Origin of the sequence: Rhodonellum sp., assembly GCF_030656585.1 — a bacterium.
Lineage (GTDB): Bacteria > Bacteroidota > Bacteroidia > Cytophagales > Cyclobacteriaceae > Rhodonellum > Rhodonellum psychrophilum.
Window position 1 is genome coordinate 464,639 of sequence record NZ_JAUSPP010000031.1, and the last position, 21,122, is coordinate 485,760.

Sequence of the window (21,122 nt, forward strand, 5' to 3'; positions counted from 1 at the left end):
TCCTAGATTTTTTCGTTCGCTACCGCCCAAGCAAATGTTTCTTCCAGCGGAGTATATTGGAACTGAAGCAGATTTTGGACCTTCTGGTTGTCCATAAAAACTCCGATTTGGGCAAGATTTAAAGTTTTGGTGTTTAATTCGCTCTTGGTAAATCCTAGCTTTTTACCAAGCCAAATCCCTGCCAATAGGATTTTGAGCATCGAAGGAGTGATTTTTTTTTCTGGTGCATTTTTCCCAAATACCCCTGCCATTTTATCAAAAAAACTTTTGTAGGATAGGGATTGCTGATTCAATATGAACTTTTCGCCCCAAACAGCTTTCTCATAAAGCTGAAAAATCAATTCGGCAGCATCCCTAACATCCAAAAAATTGATGGAACCTGCCGGATAATAATGGCCACCCGTCAATACATGTTCGTAAAGACCATTACTTTTACTTCTGTCGGAAATCTTCCCGAGCAATACAGAAGGCAAGACCACGAGAACATCCAACCCTTCTTGAGCAGCTCTCCAGACCTCCAGTTCCCCTAGATATTTGGAAATGGCATAGGAGGTATTTAGGGGAGAAGTCGTCCATTTGTGTGCTTCGTCCAAGATGTCCAAATCGGGAGTTTTTCCCAAAGCGGAAACTGAACTGATGTGAATTAATTTTTTCACTCCCTTTTCCAGCATGACATTCACCACATTGGTCGTTCCTTCCAGATTGACTTTCATCAAATTTTTATCATCGGAAGGATTGAAACTGACCAATCCAGCCGCGTGGATAATCAGATCTATTCCTACAAAGGCTTCCTCTAAAGAAAGAACATCGGTGACATCCCCTTCTGTCCAATGGATCCGGTCAACCAGCCCCCCCAAAAGTCGAAGATCACTGTTCGGTCTTTTCAATCCATGGATTTCACCTATGGCTGAAAACTTCTTGGCCAGGTACGCGCCCAAAAAACCCGTGATTCCTGTGATCAGAATTTTCATAATTGCTGGTTCAGCAAATCCAATTGCTTCAGCTTATCTAAATATTTGGTTCTTGGCAAGGTCTCGAGCATGTCTAAATAACGCTCGTTGTGACAATCTGTTCCAAGTAATTTGACCTTTTTTTCATCGATCAACAGTTCTGCAAAAGTCTTGATCTGTTTGGAATAAAACCCTGTCAAAGAAAGCAGGTTCATCTGAAAATAAATATCCCTATCGATCAGATCACTGACCAGTTTTTTGTCCTGTACCAAATATTGATAGCGCTCTGGATGTGCAAGAACCGGTTTATAGCCCTGCATTTCCATCTCAAAAAGAATTTCAAGCAACATTTGGGGTTTACTGATAAACCCAGTTTCCACCAACACATAATTGTTGGAAATCGTCAACAGTTTTTGCCCTCCCTGAACCTTTTCAAGAAAAATCTCATCCATATAGTACTCTGCAGCGGCATGGATTTCTATGTCCACACCCTCCTCAGATAGCGTGTGTTTAAGTTCTGACAAACCAATTTGGATGATTTCCGGAGTGTTTTTGTAAAACTCGGACATGATATGGGGAGTCGTGATGACCTTCCTATATCCGTACCCCTTCAACCTTTTGATCAAGGTAATGGATTCCTCCAAGGTTTTGGATCCATCGTCTATTCCGGGAATCAGATGGGAATGCATGTCCACTTCCAGCCAACTCATATCCAGAGATTCCTGATTTTCTTTTTTGCTTTTTTTGAATAAGTCAAAGAATGCCATTATAATCCTCCTTTACTTAACTTTCTGAACGCTTCGAGTGTAGGCCACTGCATGTCTTTTTCGGAAAGAATCGGCGAAGAAACCATCCAGTCAATTTCCAATTCAGGATCATTCCATAGGATTCCCCCCTCGCATTCCTTGTTGTAATATTCAGAACATTTGTAGGAAAAGACGGCGTCTTCCAAAACGGAAAACCCATGCGCAAAGCCCTCGGGTAAAAGCAACATGTTGTGGTCTTTTGTATCCAATATCTTTGAAAAAACTTTTCCGAATGTTTTTGAGTCCTTTCTCAAATCCACGCCAATATCCAATACCTTTCCCTGAATCACCCTTACCAACTTGGCTTGTGCAAAGGGTTTCCGCTGAAAATGAAGTCCTCGGACCGTACCTGCCTTAGAAAAAGATTGATTTTCTTGGACCCAATTTGTCGGTATTCCGTTTTTCTCCAATTGGTCCTTGCGAAAGGACTCAAAAAAATAACCTCTATTGTCTTCAAATACACTTGGGTAAATTTCAACAACACCTTCTATGGGTGTATTTACAATTTTCATGAATTTATTTTCAATTTGGGTTATAGAAGATGATAAATAAGTTTTTTTTCCCAGGAAAGCCAAATACTATTTACCACCATATTTCACTTGAAATATGCTTTTTGGAAAGATTTTTTATCATTCCTTGGATAAGTACCTCAAATATAGCATGATTTCGGCCCAGGTTGGTAAATTTGTAGAAGATTCCTTTTGGAACTTATTACAATTCCATAGCCTTTTAAAAAAAAGCAAGTCCATTCATGACCAAATATTCAAAAAAATTACAAAAATTACATGATACCGCGCCTCAACCGGAGACTGCGGTACTGGTAGCGCTACTTCGACAAGGGCAATCCGACCAAAAGGCCAAGGAATACTTGGAAGAATTGGCTTTTTTAACCGAGACACTGGGAGCAAAATCAGTCTATACCTTTACCCAAAGGATGGAAAGGCCGGATGTCAAAACTTTTGTAGGCTCGGGTAAATTGGAAGAGATCAAAAATTATGTGACGCATTTTGAGGTAAACATGGTGGTCTTCGATGACGATTTGTCGCCTTCCCAAATGCGTAACCTTGAAAATGAACTCAAAGTAAAGGTCTATGACCGCTCCTTGCTGATCTTGGATATTTTTTTAAATAGGGCCCAATCTGCACAAGCCAAAACCCAGGTTGAACTTGCCAGGTTCCAATATCTGCTTCCAAGACTGACCAATATGTGGACACACTTGGAACGCCAAAGGGGTGGCACGGGCACAAGGGGTGGAGCCGGAGAAAAAGAAATTGAGACAGACAAAAGGGATATCCGAAGTAAAATCACCCTTTTAAAGGCAAAATTAGAAGAAATAGAAAAGCAGGGTGCCACACAAAGAAAAGGCAGAAAAGGGGTTGTCAGGGTGACTTTGGTGGGATATACCAACGTAGGAAAAAGCACGCTCATGAACCTGATTACAAAGTCCAATATCTTAGCAGAAAACAAATTGTTTGCTACAGTGGATTCCACTGTCCGAAAAGTTGTGCTGAACAACATTCCTTTTCTATTGTCCGATACGGTTGGATTTATTCGGAAACTCCCTACGCACTTGATCGAATCGTTTAAATCTACCTTGGATGAGATTCGGGAAGCTGAGCTATTGGTCCATGTGGTGGATATTTCGCACCCAAATTTTGAGGATCACATTACGGTGGTCAACCAAACACTCGATGAAATCGGCGCTGGGGAAAAGCCCATGATTTTGGTTTTCAATAAAGTAGACTTGGTCAAAAAAATGCCTACCGAAGTGGAAAGGCAAAACATGAGTGATTTTGAGTTTGAGGAGGCAAATTTCCTTGATTTGGAAAAACTCTCAGAAGCATATGCTAAAAAAACAGGAATTGAACCTGTATTTATGGCCGCCCATGACGGCACCAACGTGGAGCTGTTCAGGGAAGTTCTCATCAAAGAAGTCAAGAAACAACATATGAAAATGTATCCGCATTATTTGGAGGATGAGGTGATCGACATGTCACAATTCAAGGATATGGAATAGTGCAGAATATTGATTCCCTGGGGAAATTTGGGAACTTCAAGGATCAATCCACTTTGGTTTTCACAAGAACCTGAAATGAATAAAAAAAGCCTCCTTAGGGAGGCTTTTTTTATTCATTTTTTGTGATTTTTTATTTATTCTTAACCCATTTTTCCAACCACTCATGCTGCTCATAAAGTGTATGAAGTATGGATTCTTTGGCTGAATAGCCGTGACTTTCATGGGGAAGAAAAACCAATCGGGTGGTTGCTCCATGTCCTTTGAGTGCATTGTAATACCTTTCGCTCTGGATTGGAAAAGTCCCTGAATTATTGTCAGCCTCTCCATGGACCAATAGAATCGGGGTTTTTACCTTGTGCGCATTCATGAACGGAGACATCGTATTGTAGACATCCGGAGCCTCCCAATAGGTTCTTTGTTCATACTGGAAACCAAATGGTGTCAGCGTCCTGTTGTAGGCACCGCTCCTCGCTATTCCCGCTGCAAAAAGCTGGCTGTGGGAAAGTAGGTTTGCAGTCATAAAAGCCCCGTAAGAATGCCCGCCAACTGCAATTTTGTCTCTGTCTCCCACACCACTATTGACGATATAATCGATGGCGGCCTCTGCATTGCCGACCAGCTGATCCACAAAGGTATCGTTTGGTTCGTCTGCTCCTTCACCCACAATGGGCATTTCGGTTTGATCCATGATGGCATACCCTTGCGTCACCCAATAAATCGGGGAGCCCCAGTTCAATCTCGTGAACTGATACTTTGACCCCCTTACCTGGGAGGCGATTTCCGCTGATTTGTATTCCCTTGGATAAGCCCACATCAATACTGGCAATCTACCATCCTTGGCAGCATCATAACCCGACGGGGTATAGACAACTGCAGAAAGATCCAAACCATCCTTTCTTTTGTACCTCACCAATTCCTTGCTGATTCCCTTTATGGAAGCATAAGGATGAGAAAATTCCGTAATTTGCATTGGGGCAATTCTTTTCCGGGTATTTACAATCCAATAATTGGGTTGAATATCTGTACTTTCCTTGACAGTAATGAACTCAGTCGCATTCTCATTGAGGACTTTTACGACCCTTTCATAATAAGGAGCCTGACTTCTCCAAAGGATTTTCTGTGCTTTCGTTTTAACATTGTAAGAAGACAAGAATGGCATGCTTCCTTCAGAAGACCCACCTTCACTCGTCATAAAAACCTCATCTCCATTTCTCAAAAGAACGTTTTTACCATATTGATTTAGTGTGAAAACAGGATTTCCTGGATCGTTATAAATATCGTCGGAGGAACGTGAGAAAATTTCTTTTTTATTTTCTCCAGGTTTTGAAGGGTTGATCAAAGAGATTTTTTCCTGTCTAGTCGAAAACCAACGTTCGTTCAACAGTGCAAAATTGTCGTCGGACCAATTGATTCCAGAAAAACGATATGCGGTGCTGACAAGCTTGCTTTTTTCGTTTGTAAAAGGGGCGTCAAGTGTAAAAACGATCTCTCTTTCCTCCATCGCAACTTTTGGATCTCCTCCATCTTGCGCCTCTACCCAATACAGCATGGCTGGCTTGTCTGCCCTCCAGTTGATGGATCTTGGCCCGGTAACTGTAGCATCAAACCCTGATGGCCTGTTTTCATCCAAAGGAATTTGAGCAAGCGTCTTGATCTTATTTCCTTCCATATCCCAAATTTCAACATCATAAGGGAAACGGGAAGCAGGAACGAGATATGAAAAAGGTCTCTTGATCACATCCACCATGATGTACTTTCCGTCAGGGGAAAGATCCATGGATTTGATCATTCCCGAGGGCCCGACAGCATTTTGGCTACCATCCAACCCAAGCGAGATGAGTTGCGAATTCATGAAGTATTCAAAAAGTGCCTCATCATGTGGATTGCTCAACAAATCTTGATAGGTTCTGGAAGGAGCTGCATTTCCTGCAGTCTCCTGCATATTGGGTCCAGATGGCGCTAAAGGTGTTTTTGGCATTTGCCCCCTTTTGGGATGAATGGCTTTGAGTAAAATGCGGTTGTCTGGAGTCCAAACTACCGCGCCACCATTGGCTAGATTGACTATTTCATCCGTGAGTTTTTTCGCTTGAAAAGTAGTCAGATCCACCAGCCAGAGGCTGATCCCTGTATTGGAAGCATTGGTGAATACCATGTGTTTTTCATCTTTGGAAAGGGAAAAACCACTCATTTTCGGGTTTTGGGGTAAACCGGATATTTCTTTTTCGGATGCTTCCTTTAGCTTCTTGATTTTAATGCTTTCATAGGTAATGCCTCTGCTTGGACTGTTGGTCGCTGGGTTAATCCTTACTCCCGCTATCCTTAACTCTGGCTGGGAAAGCTCTTCAATGGATGGATTTCCTGATCTTTCGAGAATCAGCATAAAATCACCCATTCGGCTAAAACTAACGGAGGGAGTGACAGGGGCATTTACAAGATCTGCAATCGCCTTGGGAGGTGTTTTGTAATTTCCATTACTTTGTGCTTGTATTGAGCCGGTATTCCCTAACCAAAAAACTATAACGAAACACCACAGCTTTGGTAACCTTCTTAAAGTATTTTTCATAATCAAAATTTTGATGTCCCTAAATTTAAAGATTTCTTAATGGATAATCTTGATATTTCGGTCTATGGTAGACATCCGTTATAAACGGCTGGATGTCGATGGTTTTAAACAAAAAAAGGAGCCTGATGGCTCCTTTTTTTATGTTTTTTATTATTTGTTATTTCCCTTTTGCCCCGATGGAAATCATGGCACAACGGAAGCCAATGCTGTTTGTTGCTGAATCCTGGTGCATAAATCGTCTAGTTCCTGGTGCAAGCCAGTAGGCCACATCTCTCCAAGATCCACCTTTGTAAACCCTGAAATTATCATCGATCAACATGGTCGTGTAATTTTCTTGTTCATCGTAAATCCCATCTTTTCTTAACGGATTCAAATCGTCAAAATCCTGAAATGAGAGTGGTCTGTAAACATCTTGTACCCACTCATTCATATTTCCAGCCATGTGATAAAGTCCAAAATCATTCGGAGGCATGTCATATACGTTGGTTGGTAGAATTTCTCCATCATTGGATTCTCCACCAGCGATACCCGCATAATCCCCACGCCCTCTCTTGAAGTTGGCCAAGAAGTCGCCCTGTTTCCCTTTTCTTTTTACGTCATATGGATTTCTGACTCCTCTTCCGTCCCAAGGGTAAATTCTTCCATTTTCCTGGTTTTCATCCATGTACTGCGTTCCGATCATGGCTTTTGCAGCATATTCCCATTCTGCTTCATTGGGAAGTCTATATTCCGCAAGGGCAACTCCTCTTTCAATTAATTGTCTTTTTGACAAGGTACTGTCAAGTCCTTCCTTTTCACGAAGAATATTACCAACAATATCTGTTCTCCATTTGGAGTAGGCGACTGCCTGACTCCACGATACCCCAGCTACCGGGTAAAAATTGAATCCCGGGAATCTGAAATAATAGGTGTCATACAAATCATTGTAGGACATCGCTCCCGCCCAGACCTTGTCCTTCGGCTCAAGCTTAAGGACCGAATCAGCGCTCACACTTTTTTTGATGTAGAACAGAAATTCCTTGTAATCATTGTTGGTGACTTCCGTCTCGTCCATATAAAAAGACGCGATGGTTACCGTTCTTTCCACGTTATCCCTAAATGCCATTACATCCTGTTCTTGAGAACCTACTACGGTCCTCCCACCTTGGATATATTTCAGTCTTGGGCCCACCACCTGCTGCGCAAGTTTGGTTACCTGAAACTTAGAACTGTCATTGGGATCGAAGCTGAATTCCGCACCTGTAGATGCACTTGCTTTTCCAGGTTTTGCAGCAGTTCTTCTGCCGTATCCCGGTGTTTTGTTACAAGAAGATAGGATACCACCCATTACGATCAGGGCCGACACGGCTATCATACTTAGTTTGTTTTTTGCAAAAGCCATTTGAGAAAAGTATTTTTTGTGCACAAATTACAACGCTAATATAGAATCAATAATATTTTATCACAATATTATTTTTTCTTCAAAATTCCTTTCTTGGAATGGATTTACCCATTTCCGGCGAAGGAATACAAATATAGCTGACCCAAAAGCAATTTTCGAGCCATTTAATTTTATTCTTATTTATGATTATTTATCTCCAAAAGCCACTGTTTGGCTTTTTTGATGCTTTTCACACCCGTAATGGTGAGAATCAAACGATTTTTATGCTCCTTTATTTTACAGAATTTTGGATGCTTGGGGATGAAAGCCAATATTCTTCCAAATATTTCTGACTTATAATACTTTTCCTTGTGGGCTGGAAGAAAATAACATTTCATCACCTCATTTTTCAAAACCAATTTTTCAAAACCCAAGCCCTGAGCTATCCATCTTATCCTTACCGTTTCAAAGAGGTCGTGAACAACCTCTGGAATCGGACCAAAACGATCTAGAATAGAAACAATGTAGGCGGCTAGATCTTCCTCTTGTTTAATATTGTCCAATTTGGAATACAGATTGAGTCGCTCAGAAATATTGCTCACATAACTTTCCGGTATGAGAAGCTCCATATCCGTCTCGATGACACAATCCTGCACCAACACCTCCACTTTTTCCTTCAAATCATCTTCAAAAAGGGCAGCAAATTCATTTTCTTTCAATTCCTGAACCGCCTCATCCAGGATTTTGTGATACATTTCAAAACCCAGATCCGTAACAAAGCCACTCTGTTCCGCACCCAGCAAATTCCCAGCTCCTCGAATATCCAGGTCCCGCATCGCCACTTTTATTCCATCACCGAGGTCCGAAAACTCCTCCAGGGTCTGAAGTCTTTTCCTTGCCTCGGAGGTAAGTCCTGAAGTAGGTGTGGTGAGTAAGTAACAAAAAGCCTTTTTGTTACTTCTTCCCACACGTCCCCGCATTTGGTGGAGGTCACTCAAGCCGAACATGTGTGCCCTATTGATGATGATCGTATTGGCATTGGGGATGTCCAAACCTGATTCAATGATATTGGTGGAAACCAAAACATCGTATTCTCCCTCAATAAAACTGACCATGATTTTCTCCAACTTCTTGCCATCCATTTGTCCATGTGCTCCGGCTACCCTTGCATCCGGTACCAATCGCATGATTAGGTTGGCAATGGAGTCAATTTCACCTACACGATTGTGGACAAAAAACACCTGACCGCCTCTTCTCAGCTCAAAGGCGATGGCATCTCTGATGATTTCCTCCTCGAAAGAATGAATCTCTGTCGTGACGGGCTGGCGGTTGGGCGGTGGGGTGGCAATCACCGAAAGATCCCTGGCCCCCATCAAGGAGAAGTGCAAGGTCCTTGGTATAGGTGTGGCTGTAAGTGTCAGCACATCTACATTCAATTTCAATTCCTTGAGTTGGTCTTTTACCTTGACGCCGAATTTTTGTTCCTCGTCAATCACGAGCAGTCCCAAATCCCGGAATTTGATGTCCTTGTTGACAATCCTGTGCGTCCCCACCAGAATATCGATTTCTCCGGATGCCACCTGTTTGATGATTTCCTTGATCTCCTTTGCGGTGCGGAAACGGTTTATGTAATCTACTCTTACAGGAAAAGCTGCCAATCGATCTTTGAAAGTATGGTAATGCTGCATGGCCAAAATGGTCGTGGGAACCAGGATAGCAACTTGCTTTCGGTCATTGAGTGCCTTGAAAGCTGCTCGGATAGCGACCTCTGTTTTTCCAAAACCCACATCACCGCAGACCAAGCGGTCCATCGGATAAGGTTTTTCCATATCGGCTTTTACATCCACGGTAGCGGAGGCCTGATCCGGTGTGTCTTCGTAAATAAAGGAGCTTTCCAATTCGATCTGCAACACAGAGTCTTGGGCAAAACTGAATCCTGGTGCAGTTCTTCTTTTGGAATAAAGGGCAATCAATTCCTTTGCAATGTCCTTGACCTTGCTTTTGACCCTTTTCTTTTTGTTTTCCCAATCTGGAGAGCCCAATTTGGACATGGCAGGTGCCGTTCCTTCCTGACCGGAATATTTCGATATCTTATGAAGAGAATGGATATTGACAAAAAGAAGATCATCATCCCTGAAAATCAACCTTACTGCTTCTTGTAATTTTCCGTTGACTTCGATTTTCTCCAAACCTGCAAACCTCCCCACACCATATTCTACATGCACCACATAGTCTCCTGGATGGAGCATTTTGAGTTCATTGAGGGTAAGCGCTTTTGATTTGGTGGATTTGTTTTTTGTTTTGTACCGGTGAAAACGCTCAAATATCTGGTGATCGGTGTAGCAAGCAATCTTGAGCGAACGGTCCACAAATCCTTCCCTTAAGCCAATCATAAGGGATTGGAATTTTAAAGTGGGATCCAATTCATGGAAAATATTTTCGAGTCGATTGATCTGTTTATCATTTTCAGAACAGATGATGTTGAGCAACCCATTTTTCTCGTTTTCCACCAAATTCGCCACCAGCAAGTCAAAATCCTTGTTGAAGGAGGGTTGGGGTTTGGAGTCAAAGTGAAAAACCTGACACTCCTTAAAATAAAATTTATGTCCAAATTCCACTTTTGTAAACCTCCCGATCTTGTCTACAAAAGTTTCAGAGCGGTCAAAAAGGTCCTTGGGTTGGATCAACAATCTGTCTTTTTCGACATCGTGCACAATTTTTGAAAATTGTAGACTGGCTTTATCATAGGACTCATCCAATACATCCAAGGTGAATTGATAATCCTTGAACCAAATGGTCGCTTTTTCCGGCAAAAAATCAGTGAATGACTGTCTAACCTCTTGGAGCAATCTGGTTTGGATATTGGGAATAATACTGATTTTATCGACGGGGCCTAAGGAAAGCTGCGTTTCCGGATCAAAAGTCCTGATGCTTTCCAATTCCCTTCCGAAAAGCTCAAGCCTGAAGGGATATTCATTTGCATAGGAAAAAACATCAAGAATGCCTCCCCTTATGGAGAATTGACCAGGTTCGTAAACGAAGTCAGATTTCTCAAAATCATAGGTAGACAATAATTCCGCAATAAATTCAAGATCGACTTTTTCACCCACGCGGGCCGTAAAAGTATTGTCCTTCAATGATTTTTTATTGATCACCTTTTCATACAGCGCCTCAGCATACGTGACGATGATCTCATTTTTGTTCCCTTTGACAAGGATTTTGTTGAGAATCTCCGCCCGCATCAGCACATTGGCATTCTCTACCTCATCAAATTGATAGGGCCTCTTGTAGCTTGAGGGAAAAAGCAAAAGGTCTTTTGTGTCCAAAAGCTCCTGAAGATCACTGTTGAGATAAGCCGCTTCTTCTTTGTCATGGGCAATGATCAAATGAAACCCACCAATTTCTTTGAAGATGCTGGAAAACAGAACCAAGTCAAGACTTCCTGAAAGACCTTTTACTTGAAAACTTTTTCCCTTCTCCGTTTGGAGTGCATGGGCCATGGTACGCACAAAAGGATCCTGATGATAAAGGGATTGAAATGCTTTTTTATCCAAAATTTTTGAACTGGGTTTTGACGGTAAGAAGTGCAAAGTTACAGAAATGATTTGTTTCCGCCTTAAAAAGACAATTATCAAATTGTCATCGAATATCTTGAACCTATGGATGATTTAAATGTTTATGAAAATAAAGAATTGTCCTGATATGCAAAAATCGAGCGGAACATGGTTCCAAAAAATAGAAAACATGCACCCTTATCAAACCCTGATGTATTTGGGGATGTTCGGAAGCGGTTTGATTTTCACGTTTATGACCTTGGCCTTTCTTTTATCTGGAGTCGGTAATATGGACGGAATCGGTTTCAGGATGCCCAAAGCCTTTATCGGGAGTACATTCATCCTTCTGATCAGTGGATATTCGGTTTCCAAGATGATGTTACATTTCAGGGAGGAAGAAATTTCAAAATTGAAAAACAGCCTATTGGCCACTTTTTTATCCGGACTTCTTTTTACGGTACTTCAGTTTATCGGGTGGAAGGAACTTACCGCCATGGGGATAGATTTCACAGGGCTTCCAAGGGGAAGCTTTTTATATGTCCTCAGCGGCATTCATGTCTTTCACTTGCTCGTGGCGATGGTTTTTGCCTTGATCATGTTGGTCCAGTATTCCAGAAAAGAAAAGGACCAAATCCAACATCTCATTCTATTGACCAATCCTTTTGAGAAAATGAGAATACACCTTTTTACCACCTATTGGCATTTTATGGACCTAATATGGATTGTGTTGTTTTTCACGTTTGTATTAGCCTTTTAGGCAAAAATTTTAGTTCTTGGAGATTTTAGACAAAACCTTACTTTATCAATAATAAATATGGCTGATCAAAATTACGAAATCAATATTAACCCCGATTGGATCAAGAAATATCTTGGGAAAATCATCATTGGACTAATCGTTTTGGCTGGCATCTTTTCCGGCGTCAAGACAGTGGGGCCTGAGGAAGAAGGAGTGGTTGTCCAGTTGGGTGAATATAACCGAACAGTTCAACCCGGACTAAGTTTTATCATCCCTTATGGCTTTGAAAAAATGTTTAAAATACCCGTCCAGCGTCAGTTGAAACAAGAATTTGGCTTTCGGACGGCCCAAGCCAGTCAGCGATCTGAATATGTGAAAACCGGCTATGCCGATGAGAGCATGATGCTGACAGGAGACCTGAATCTAACCGACGTGGAATGGGTGGTACAATATCGGATTACCGATTCATTCAAATACCTCTTCAAGGTCAGAAATGCTGACAAAACCCTAAGAGACATGTCAGAGGCGGCCATGCGAAAAATCGTCGGGGACAGAACTGTCAATGAGGTACTGACCGTGGGTCGTCAGGAAGTTGCTTCCAGTGTCGAAGTCTTGTTGCAGAAAATGTGTGACGATTATGAAAACGGCATTCGGATCGATCAGGTCGTATTGCAGGATGTCAACCCTCCCGAAGCGGTAAAACCTTCTTTCAATGCTGTAAATGAAGCCCAGCAAGAAAGAGAAACACTGATTAACCAGGCGGAAGCTGAATACAACCGGGTGATCCCAAGAGCTAGGGGTGAGGCGGAAGAAACCGTTCAACTCGCAGAAGCCTACGCTCTTAACCGTGTAAACCGCGCAAAAGGTGAGGCAGAAAGATTCAATTCTTTGTATGAAGCCTACATCCAGTCCCCAGAAGTAACAAAACAACGGATTTACCTGGAAACAATGGAGCGCATTATGCCAAAAATTGGCAACAAAATCATTGTGGATGACAAAGGAAACAGTGTGTTGCCTTTATTGAATATTGACAAAGCTAAAGTCCTAAAACCATGAGAAAAAGTATAATAGGATACATTGTAGTCGCATTTATCGCTGTATTGTTATTAATGAACAGCGTGTATATCCTCGATGAAACACAGCAAGCCATCGTTACACAATTTGGAAAACCTGTAGGAGATCCCAGAACCACTCCGGGTTTGAATTTTAAAACCCCCTTTTTGCACAAAGTACAGTTCTTTGACAAACGTTATTTGGAATGGGATGGGGACAGAAACCAAGTGCCCACCAAGGACAAAAAATTCATATTTGTCGATACATATGCCCGTTGGGAAATCACTGACCCGCTTCAGTTTTTTATCCGACTGAGAGATGAAAGGTCCGCCCAATCCAGGTTGGACGACATATTGGATGGGGAAACCAGAAATGCGATCGCCAGCCACGAGCTTCTGGATCTTGTTCGCTCCACCAACAGGGATCCCGAAGTCACGGAAGAGTTTATGGAGGAAATAGAAATTCTTTCCGATATCTCGGTAGGTAGAGATAAAATTGAAAAGATCGTGTTGGAGAAAGCAAATCTTAGGACAACTGACTTGGGCGTAAGGATTCTAGACTTTAGATTCAAACGGATGAATTACGTCGATGATGTCAGGGATAGGGTTTATGACAGGATGATCAGTGAAAGAAATAGGATTGCTGACCAGTTTCGATCAGAAGGCCAAGGTGAGGCTAGGGTCACGGAAGGAAACAAGGAAAGGGATTTGGCACAAATCCAATCCGAAGCTTTTAGACTTGCAGAAGAAATCAAAGGTAAAGCCGATGCAGAAGCGACCAAGATCTATGCCGCAGCCTTCAACAAAAACAGAACCTCTGTTGACTTATACAAATTCGTCAGGTCCATGGAAAGTTTGGAGAAATCTCTGGATGAAAACACAAGCCTAATTCTTTCCTCAGAAAGCGAGTTTTTCAAATATTTCAAAAAATTGAATTGACAAAAAAAAACCACTTGGTAATCTAATAACCAAGTGGTTTTTTTTCTAACAAGGAGTATCTTTAATTGCTTTTCTTCAGAAAATGAAAATAAACATATCCACTAAAGTTGAGCAGGACTACCTACAGGTAAAAGAGGGGTTTACTGAACATCTATTTTCCAAACTTAGCCCTCCATTCCCACCTGTAAAACTCTTGAGATTTGACGGGTCAAAAAAAGGAGATGTTGTCAGCCTTGAGTTGGATTTTTTGTTGTTCAAACAGGTCTGGACAAGTGAAATCACGGATGATCAGACAAGCGAAAGTGAATTTTTCTTTGTGGACAAAGGAATAAAGCTGCCATTTTTCTTAAAATCTTGGGAGCACAGACATCGAATCGTCAAAGATGGTGACTCGAGTATTATCAAAGATGAGATCACGTATGAAGGTCCAAACGGTGTCATGACCTTTTTGCTTTTTCCTGCACTTTGGCTCCAGTTTCTGTACCGTAAGCCCGTTTATAAAAAAATATTCAAAGGGTCTGCAATCAACCCAAGAACTTCAGGTTGACGCAATCGGGAATTTTACAATCTCCATAAAGGACCAAAGAATGGCTGGTGATACCAGATTGAAACTCGATACCGATCGCTTCTTTGATGAAATTGATGCGTTCATCGGAAAACTCACGAATTTTCCTGCATTGGTTGCAGACATGGTGGTCATGGTGTTTATAAGTCAATGCCTGCTCATAAAGGGCCACTTTGTCCTTAAATTGGTGTTTGACAGCCAATCCACATTCCACCAAAAGATCAAGTGTGTTGTAGATGGTTGCTCGGCTCAACGTATATCCATTGTTCCGCATCGAAAGGAATAAACCCTCGACATCAATGTGCTCATCTTGGGGCAGGGCATAGAGTTCGTCAAGGACAGAAAACCGCTCAGGGGTTTTCCTGCTTCCCTGTCTTAAGAGGAAATTCTCAAAAATCTTTTTCGCTTTTTCAACTAGTGACTTCTCTGCCATACCTTCAAGATCTAAAAATTAAAGATGCGGGATTTTTTAGATTTTTTCAAATCGAAGCCGCACAATGGTCAAAGATGGTACTTATTTGCTATTATTCTAAATTGGTCGTTGATTTTCGGAAGAAATACAGTTTAAATCTAAGCATTTAAAGATTTTACGAAACAAATTTATCCGCCTGTATATTATGCTTATATTAAGGAGTGATTTTCTCAAATATCAGCCCACATATGGCTTTAAAAATTCTGGTTCTGATTTTACCCTTGTATTTGGCCATTTCTAGTTTTGGAACCGCACAGGTACCGGGATTCTACATGAAGGAACCTTCGAGAAAAACTGAACTCCCATTTTTAGCATCGAATAATCTTATCATCATTCCGATTTCCATCAACGGAAGTCCTGCTATAAATTTTTTGGTTGATACCGGGGTTAAAACCAACCTCCTGTTTAGCAAGACCATTGGTGAGCAAATTGGTCTTGTCTTTACCAGAAAACTTGATCTGGTCGGTGCGGACGGCAAAACGGTGATCACCGCTTCTGTCTCACCAAACAACCACATGGATGCAGGCAATCTAGAGGGGATCAGCCAAACATTACTGGTTCTTGACGATGATTTCTTTGAGTTGGAAATGATCATCGGTGTTCCGGTATATGGCGTCATCGGGTATGAGTTTTTCAAATACAATCCTGTCAAAATCGACTACAATACAAGCAAGATCACTTTTTACGATTCCAACGTCATGAAATGGCGGCCTTTTGGATTCAAAAAAATATCCATGAAAGTGGAAAACAACAAACCCTACATCAACACAAAAATAAAGCAGGTTCAGGGAGAAGATCTCGATGCGAAGCTATTGATTGATACCGGTGCCAACCATGGCTTGCTCCTGAACATGGAAACTTCTGATAAAATCATATTGCCTCCTGTGTTTATTGAAACAGAATTGGGCAGGTCCTTGGGTGGTGATTTATTTGGTTTTGTGGGAAGAGTGAAGCAATTGTCCATCGATGGCATGAAATTCTCAAACGTGATTGCCTCCTATCCAGAAGAGACGGAGTACAGTTATGTGATCAAAGAGACTGGACGGCAGGGTAGTCTGGGGTCAGAAATCCTTGGACGAACGCGGATGATTTTGGATTACAGAAGGGAACGCTTATACTTGAAAAAAGGGGCTACTTTCAATAATCCTTTTGAACATGACATGAGTGGAATTACCGTAAAAATGTATCCCTTGGATGAAAAACGTTTTTATATTTCAAAAATCAGAGAAGGTTCTCCTGCTGCTGTGGCAGGTATCAAACTTCGGGACGAAATCATGACGATAAATAAAATACCCCTTGATTTTTGGGAATTATCAGACTTGGTAAAGCTCTTTCGATCGGAACCTAACCGGGAAATATTTTTGGAAATTAAGCGATTTTCAAATGACGAACTTGAGACTTTTGAAATGCTGCAAGTGAGTTTTAAACTTAAAAAGCAGATATAAATCTTCCAAAAATTGATGAGAACTGTTTTGTACAGACAGTTTTCATTAAAATTTTTAAAATTCCCTTTTCAATTTGTACATTTGGTACAAGATTTTTGACTTTTAATTAACTATAATACAATAATATAAATTACAATTGCTCACTCTTTTAAGAGAAAAATGTCAGACAGATTAAATTCTTCTTTTCAAAATATTTTACTTACTCTAAAAAAGTACAACGATCAAACTTTTGAATTGCTTTATGTTTCATCCGAAATCAAGCAGGTGATCTCGGGAAAGGAAAAGTTTTTTCAAGAAACTTTCTTCAACAGGATTTTTCCAACTTTGGAAACGAAGGTATTCGAATATTTATTCAAAACACTTGGAAATGGAGACAAATTTATTTGTCCACTGATTATCGGCAAGGATTTTTTCCACCTTGTCCAAATAGAGGGTTATGTGATCGCCCAAGAAGACCAATCCTATCTGATCAATGCACTGATCACACCTGTTCAGCAGGAAAATCCTGGGAAATTCAGCTGGTTGATGGATCCCTCAAATGGCATAGTATACTCCGGAAAAAATTCTGGAAAACCCGTCCAGAATATAACGAAATGGAATTCCTTTCTTATTGAAAAATTTCCATTTCTGGAGCTTGAAAAACTGACCGCCTTCCAGGAATCCCGCTCTGAGGAGGTATTGGCCGTATTTCCAGAACATATTTACCTGAGTCGAAAACCACTGAGCAATGGTTTTTTGCTTTTCCAATTGGAATATTTTCAATCCTTGCCGTCTGAAAAAGAATCAACATCCTCTTTTCTAGAATCCACAAAGCTTAGATTGATCTATTACGACTATTACCCAGAGAGAGCAGAAATACGGTGGTCTGGTGGATTGGAGGAGATCTTGGGTTATCCAGCTTCATTTTTTGAGGGATTGTCCAAAGAAGGTTGGAAAAACCTGATCCACCCTGAAGATCGGGGTATTTACAAAAAGGGATTGTCCCATTCGCCATCCATCGTTTACAGGATGTTGCACAGAAATGGATATTACATTTTCGTTCAGGAAGAAATAAAAGAATACGGAAAAAGTAAGGACCAAGAAAAAATGATCCTTGGCATTATCCGCGATATTTCCGAAATAAAAGAAATAGAAAAGGACCTGCTCGAAAACAAGACCATGGTGGAAGAGCTTACCGGAGTGGTCCCCGGAATGGTTTATATGCTCAAAACATTTCCTGATTTAAGCCATGAATTTATTTTCGTAAGTGAAAACATACGGCAACTAGCTGAAATTGAACCCCAAGAACTTCTTGAAGATGAGAAAAAATTCATGGACTTGGTACATCCTGAGGATATTGCGACGCTACTTCAAATAGATAAAGAATCTTACGAGAAAGGAACTAAATTTGAATGCTCTTTTCGTATTGTAACGGCCTCGGGGAAAACCAAATGGATTTACGGTGCTTCCAATCGACTTGAAAAATACCAGCAGGAATCAATCTGGGCAGGAATTTTTATAGATATCACTTATACCAAAGACAAAGAGAAGGAATCTTCCATCAACCTTCGAAAATATAAATCCCTTTTTGAAGAAAATCCTTTGCCGATTTTTCAATATGACAGGGATGGTTTCGTCTTGGACATCAACAATAGTTTTCTTCAAAAAATCGATCTTGATGACCCACTTAAAATCATTGGAAAAAACATATTTGATTTGATCGGGGATCAGCCCATCAAAAATGCATATCTGGAGAGTTTCCTAAAAGGCTATGGGTTTTATGAGGGTCCTTATATCAGTTATTTTAACAACAAACTTTTCTATTTGCGGCTCACCGCAAAAACAATGGATGATGGGAACAGCTTTCAAGCCATCCTGGAGGATATCAGTGAGCAGGAATACGTGCACAACATCTTGTCCCATCTTACCGAAAGCACTTCCAGGTTTAGCGGGCAATCGTTTTTGGATAAACTCACCGCCATTCTTTCGGAAAGATTCCAGATGGACCATTGTTTCATTGCAGAAGTAAACGAAGAGATCACCGAAGCCAAAATTATATCCTATTCCAAAAAAGGTCAAAAAGCCTCCAATTATTCCTATTCTATTTCCCAAACTCCCTGTTTGGAATGTTTGAATTCATCTAGCCCTATTATTTATACCAAAGACGTTTACAAGCATTTCCCCAACTCCAAGATCTTGGTAGAAGGACAAATATCTTCCTACTTGGGTGTACCGATCACGGATATGGAGAATAAGCGTGTGGGTTTGTTGGTTTTGATGGACGAAAAACCCCTTTTGTCCGGAACCTCCATTTCGCCTGTGCTCACCATTCTTGCAGACCGTATTGGTTCGGAGCTCGACAGAATGTATTATGAAAACAAGTTGGTCAACTCAGAACTTTTATTCAGGAGCATCGCTGAGAATTTTCCAAAGGGAACCGTAGAGGTATTGGACAAGAAACTGACCTACATCTATGCCGAGGGAAAAGAATTCAAGACATCAGGAATGGATCCCAAAAAACTGATCGGAACACCACACCTCTCCAAATATGAAAGTTTTGTTTCCAATGAAGTCCGCGAATATCTGGACAAAATCCTGAATGGGGAATCCGTAATGTTTGAGGTTATCATTGGAAATCAATATTACCTGAAGAGCGGAGTACCACTGATGGACAAATCAGGAGAAATTGACAGAATTCTCTTGGTGACCCAGAATATAACCGAAACCAAAATCGCAGAGGAGGAAAGAGAACAACTTATTCGAGACCTGAAATCCCAAAATGAGGAGCTTCAAAGATTTGCCTATATTATCTCGCACAATTTAAGGGCCCCAATTGTCAACATTTCTTCCTTGCTGGAACTTTATGACGAAGAGAAATCAGTCGACCCAGACAACAAGGAAATAATCGATAACCTGAAGATCTCCACATCTATTTTGAATAGCACTTTGCAAGATTTGATAGACGTCGTCTCCATCAAAAAAAACAAGCTCCCAAAAATAGAAAAAGTGGATTTCCTCCTCCTTTGCCATAACATTGAGATGAGTCTTCATAAACAAATCCGTGAATCCGGTGCGCTTATCCAGAAAGACTTTTCCAAAGTACCCAATATCAGTTATATCTATTCCCACCTTGAAAACTTTCTTACCAACCTGACTACCAACGCGATAAAATACAAACACCCCGATAGAAAGCCGGTCATAAACATCCGCAGTGAAGAAGAAGGGGGTTTTACAGTCATCCATTTTGAAGACAACGGCATAGGGTTGGACTTGGATCGGTACGGGGAGCGTTTGTTTGGCCTTTATCAAAGATTTCACTCCCATGTAGAGGGTAAAGGCCTTGGGCTCTACCTTGTTAGAGAACAAATCAGATCCCATGATGGCAACTTAAAAGTAAGAAGCCAAGTTGGGGTTGGCACCACCTTCTCAATCTACCTCAACCAATTGAAATCAAATATTGAAGATTTGAAAAAAGGAAAGTCCAATCCCCACAATTGATTTCATTTTGGTCTTTTGGAAAAACCTTTAAATTCAAAAACCAGAAGTTCCTATAAAAAATCCGGTTTTCGACAGTGGATACAAATTATAAGAACCGTTTAAGTTAGATTTGCGTTTAGAAACTGTTTAAAAAATAAAAACACAATGAAAAAATTCTTGATTCCCATTATTGTCCTGGTACTGATCGGGATTTTTGTTTACACAAAAGCAGTCGGTGTTTATAACCAATTTGTCCAAACTGAAGAAACAATTAATGGAGAGTGGGCGGAAGTTGAAACCCAATATCAAAGACGGGCAGATCTGATTCCCAACTTGGTGAATACTGTAAAAGGTTATGCTGATTTTGAACAAGAAACACTGACAGGAGTCATTGAGGCGCGATCTAAAGCCACCTCCATCAACATCAATGCGGAGAACCTTACACCTGAAAAAATCGCGGAATTCCAACAGGCTCAGGACCAATTGAGTGGCGCTTTGAGCAGATTGCTTGTCACTGTAGAACGCTACCCTGACTTGAAGGCAAACCAAAACTTTCTTGAATTACAGGCACAACTTGAGGGGACGGAAAATAGAATTGCGGTAGCAAGAAGGAACTTCAACCAATCTGTACAGGCTTATAATTCAAATCTCAGAACCTTCCCGAACAATATCTTTGCCGGCTGGTATGGATTTGATCGTAAGGGATATTTCGAGGCCTCCGAAGGCTCAGAAAATGCTCCAACAGTACAATTTTAATCAAATTTGATCCATGGCCGAGAAATTATTTAGTCCTGAGGACAGATCCATAATCATTGGAGCCATCCAGTCTGCTGAAAACGAAACTTCTGGAGAAATCCAGGTGCACATAGAAAACCATTGCAGTGGCGAGGTCTTGGACCGCGCCGCTGAGGTTTTCGAAACCCTGAAGATGCACAAAACCCAGTTCCGCAATGCGGTTCTGTTTTACCTCGCGGTTGAAGATCATAAATTTGCCATTTTGGGAGATGCCGGGATCAACAGTGTGGTTCCTAAAAATTTTTGGGAAAACATTAAGGAAGAAATGGCTGTGAGCTTCAAAAAGAAACATTTCACCGAGGGGCTTCGCAAAGGTATAGAAATGTCCGGCCAGCAATTGAAAGCCCACTTCCCCTACGACCAAAAAGGTGATGCCAACGAACTTCCAAATGAGATCTCATTTGGGTAATTA

16 protein-coding genes are annotated in these 21,122 nt (G+C 41.1%); 9 read left to right on the forward strand and 7 right to left on the reverse strand.

Annotation, left to right across the window (positions count from 1 at the left end):
* Positions 1-2: 2 nt before the first annotated feature.
* From Q7J63_RS08915 to rfbC, 3 genes are read right to left on the reverse strand one after another with little or no spacing between them, the layout of a single operon-like run.
* Positions 3-971, reverse strand: coding sequence for an NAD-dependent epimerase/dehydratase family protein (locus tag Q7J63_RS08915; RefSeq protein ID WP_304885512.1), 969 nt, complete (start codon positions 969-971; stop codon positions 3-5).
* Complete coding sequence (locus Q7J63_RS08920) at positions 968-1,717, reverse strand: tyrosine-protein phosphatase (RefSeq protein WP_019595963.1); 750 nt, start codon at positions 1,715-1,717, stop codon at positions 968-970. Before Q7J63_RS08920 ends, Q7J63_RS08915 begins: the two co-directional genes overlap by 4 nt.
* Positions 1,717-2,268, reverse strand: coding sequence for a dTDP-4-dehydrorhamnose 3,5-epimerase (rfbC, locus tag Q7J63_RS08925; RefSeq protein ID WP_304885514.1), 552 nt, complete (start codon positions 2,266-2,268; stop codon positions 1,717-1,719). Before rfbC ends, Q7J63_RS08920 begins: the two co-directional genes overlap by 1 nt.
* Before the next feature lie 239 nt (positions 2,269-2,507).
* Here rfbC and hflX point away from each other — a divergent pair, with 239 nt between their 5' ends.
* Positions 2,508-3,773 (forward strand): GTPase HflX, encoded by a 1,266-nt coding sequence (hflX, locus tag Q7J63_RS08930; protein ID WP_019595960.1) that lies wholly within the window; start codon positions 2,508-2,510, stop codon positions 3,771-3,773.
* Positions 3,774-3,903: 130 nt separating this feature from the next.
* Here the strand turns inward: hflX and Q7J63_RS08935 are convergent, their stop codons facing one another.
* The 3 genes from Q7J63_RS08935 to mfd form a co-directional block, all read right to left on the reverse strand.
* A complete protein-coding gene (locus Q7J63_RS08935) occupies positions 3,904-6,336 on the reverse strand; it encodes a S9 family peptidase (protein ID WP_304885517.1) in 2,433 nt (810 codons plus the stop codon).
* A 157-nt stretch (positions 6,337-6,493) separates the two neighbouring features.
* Positions 6,494-7,717, reverse strand: a complete 1,224-nt coding sequence (gldJ, locus tag Q7J63_RS08940; RefSeq protein ID WP_019595957.1) for a gliding motility lipoprotein GldJ — start codon at positions 7,715-7,717, stop codon at positions 6,494-6,496.
* A gap of 176 nt (positions 7,718-7,893) precedes the next feature.
* Positions 7,894-11,250, reverse strand: a complete 3,357-nt coding sequence (gene mfd, locus Q7J63_RS08945) for a transcription-repair coupling factor (protein WP_019595956.1) — start codon at positions 11,248-11,250, stop codon at positions 7,894-7,896.
* A gap of 148 nt (positions 11,251-11,398) precedes the next feature.
* Here mfd and Q7J63_RS08950 point away from each other — a divergent pair, with 148 nt between their 5' ends.
* From Q7J63_RS08950 to Q7J63_RS08965, 4 genes are all read left to right on the forward strand, one after another.
* The gene (locus Q7J63_RS08950) at positions 11,399-12,007 is read left to right on the forward strand and encodes a cytochrome c oxidase subunit 3 (protein WP_019595955.1); all 609 of its coding nucleotides are present in this window, start codon (positions 11,399-11,401) and stop codon (positions 12,005-12,007) included.
* A gap of 57 nt (positions 12,008-12,064) precedes the next feature.
* Positions 12,065-13,042: an FtsH protease activity modulator HflK gene (hflK, locus tag Q7J63_RS08955; protein WP_019595954.1), complete on the forward strand. Its 978-nt coding sequence runs from the start codon at positions 12,065-12,067 to the stop codon at positions 13,040-13,042.
* The gene (gene hflC, locus Q7J63_RS08960; protein WP_026333413.1) at positions 13,039-13,977 is read left to right on the forward strand and encodes a protease modulator HflC; all 939 of its coding nucleotides are present in this window, start codon (positions 13,039-13,041) and stop codon (positions 13,975-13,977) included. The genes hflK and hflC overlap by 4 nt, the downstream gene beginning before the upstream one ends.
* A gap of 82 nt (positions 13,978-14,059) precedes the next feature.
* Positions 14,060-14,524 carry a hypothetical protein gene (locus Q7J63_RS08965; protein ID WP_019595952.1) on the forward strand — a complete coding sequence of 155 codons (465 nt, stop codon included), beginning with the start codon at positions 14,060-14,062 and terminating at the stop codon, positions 14,522-14,524.
* Here the strand turns inward: Q7J63_RS08965 and Q7J63_RS08970 are convergent.
* The gene (locus Q7J63_RS08970; RefSeq protein WP_019595951.1) at positions 14,502-14,975 is read right to left on the reverse strand and encodes a Fur family transcriptional regulator; all 474 of its coding nucleotides are present in this window, start codon (positions 14,973-14,975) and stop codon (positions 14,502-14,504) included. The two genes, Q7J63_RS08965 and Q7J63_RS08970, sit on opposite strands and share 23 nt — an antisense overlap.
* A gap of 227 nt (positions 14,976-15,202) precedes the next feature.
* Between Q7J63_RS08970 and Q7J63_RS08975 the strand changes: the two genes are divergently transcribed.
* The 4 genes from Q7J63_RS08975 (at position 15,203) to Q7J63_RS08990 (ending at position 21,119) form a co-directional block, all read left to right on the forward strand.
* A complete protein-coding gene (locus Q7J63_RS08975) occupies positions 15,203-16,459 on the forward strand; it encodes an aspartyl protease family protein (protein WP_019595950.1) in 1,257 nt (418 codons plus the stop codon).
* 159 nt (positions 16,460-16,618) lie between these two features.
* Positions 16,619-19,936 (forward strand): PAS domain-containing sensor histidine kinase, encoded by a 3,318-nt coding sequence (locus Q7J63_RS08980; RefSeq protein WP_019595949.1) that lies wholly within the window; start codon positions 16,619-16,621, stop codon positions 19,934-19,936.
* 144 nt (positions 19,937-20,080) lie between these two features.
* The gene (locus tag Q7J63_RS08985; RefSeq protein ID WP_019595948.1) at positions 20,081-20,671 is read left to right on the forward strand and encodes a LemA family protein; all 591 of its coding nucleotides are present in this window, start codon (positions 20,081-20,083) and stop codon (positions 20,669-20,671) included.
* Between the two features lie 13 nt (positions 20,672-20,684).
* On the forward strand, positions 20,685-21,119 hold the full coding sequence (locus Q7J63_RS08990; RefSeq protein ID WP_304885525.1) for a TPM domain-containing protein: 435 nt from the start codon (positions 20,685-20,687) through the stop codon (positions 21,117-21,119).
* Positions 21,120-21,122: the final 3 nt, after the last annotated feature.

Bases quoted from the DNA above. Each gene is read 5' to 3' on its own strand.
- hflX (WP_019595960.1), top strand. From the start codon at position 2,508: ATGACCAAATATTCAAAAAAATTACAAAAATTACATGATACCGCGCCT.
- Q7J63_RS08985 (WP_019595948.1), top strand. From the start codon at position 20,081: ATGAAAAAATTCTTGATTCCCATTATTGTCCTGGTACTGATCGGGATT.
- rfbC (WP_304885514.1), bottom strand. From the start codon at position 2,268: ATGAAAATTGTAAATACACCCATAGAAGGTGTTGTTGAAATTTACCCA.
- Q7J63_RS08920 (WP_019595963.1), bottom strand. From the start codon at position 1,717: ATGGCATTCTTTGACTTATTCAAAAAAAGCAAAAAAGAAAATCAGGAA.
- Q7J63_RS08915 (WP_304885512.1), bottom strand. From the start codon at position 971: ATGAAAATTCTGATCACAGGAATCACGGGTTTTTTGGGCGCGTACCTG.
- Q7J63_RS08965 (WP_019595952.1), top strand. From the start codon at position 14,060: ATGAAAATAAACATATCCACTAAAGTTGAGCAGGACTACCTACAGGTA.
- gldJ (WP_019595957.1), bottom strand. From the start codon at position 7,717: ATGGCTTTTGCAAAAAACAAACTAAGTATGATAGCCGTGTCGGCCCTG.
- hflK (WP_019595954.1), top strand. From the start codon at position 12,065: ATGGCTGATCAAAATTACGAAATCAATATTAACCCCGATTGGATCAAG.
- Q7J63_RS08970 (WP_019595951.1), bottom strand. From the start codon at position 14,975: ATGGCAGAGAAGTCACTAGTTGAAAAAGCGAAAAAGATTTTTGAGAAT.
- Q7J63_RS08980 (WP_019595949.1), top strand. From the start codon at position 16,619: ATGTCAGACAGATTAAATTCTTCTTTTCAAAATATTTTACTTACTCTA.
- Q7J63_RS08975 (WP_019595950.1), top strand. From the start codon at position 15,203: ATGGCTTTAAAAATTCTGGTTCTGATTTTACCCTTGTATTTGGCCATT.
- Q7J63_RS08990 (WP_304885525.1), top strand. From the start codon at position 20,685: ATGGCCGAGAAATTATTTAGTCCTGAGGACAGATCCATAATCATTGGA.
- hflC (WP_026333413.1), top strand. From the start codon at position 13,039: ATGAGAAAAAGTATAATAGGATACATTGTAGTCGCATTTATCGCTGTA.
- Q7J63_RS08935 (WP_304885517.1), bottom strand. From the start codon at position 6,336: ATGAAAAATACTTTAAGAAGGTTACCAAAGCTGTGGTGTTTCGTTATA.
- Q7J63_RS08950 (WP_019595955.1), top strand. From the start codon at position 11,399: ATGCAAAAATCGAGCGGAACATGGTTCCAAAAAATAGAAAACATGCAC.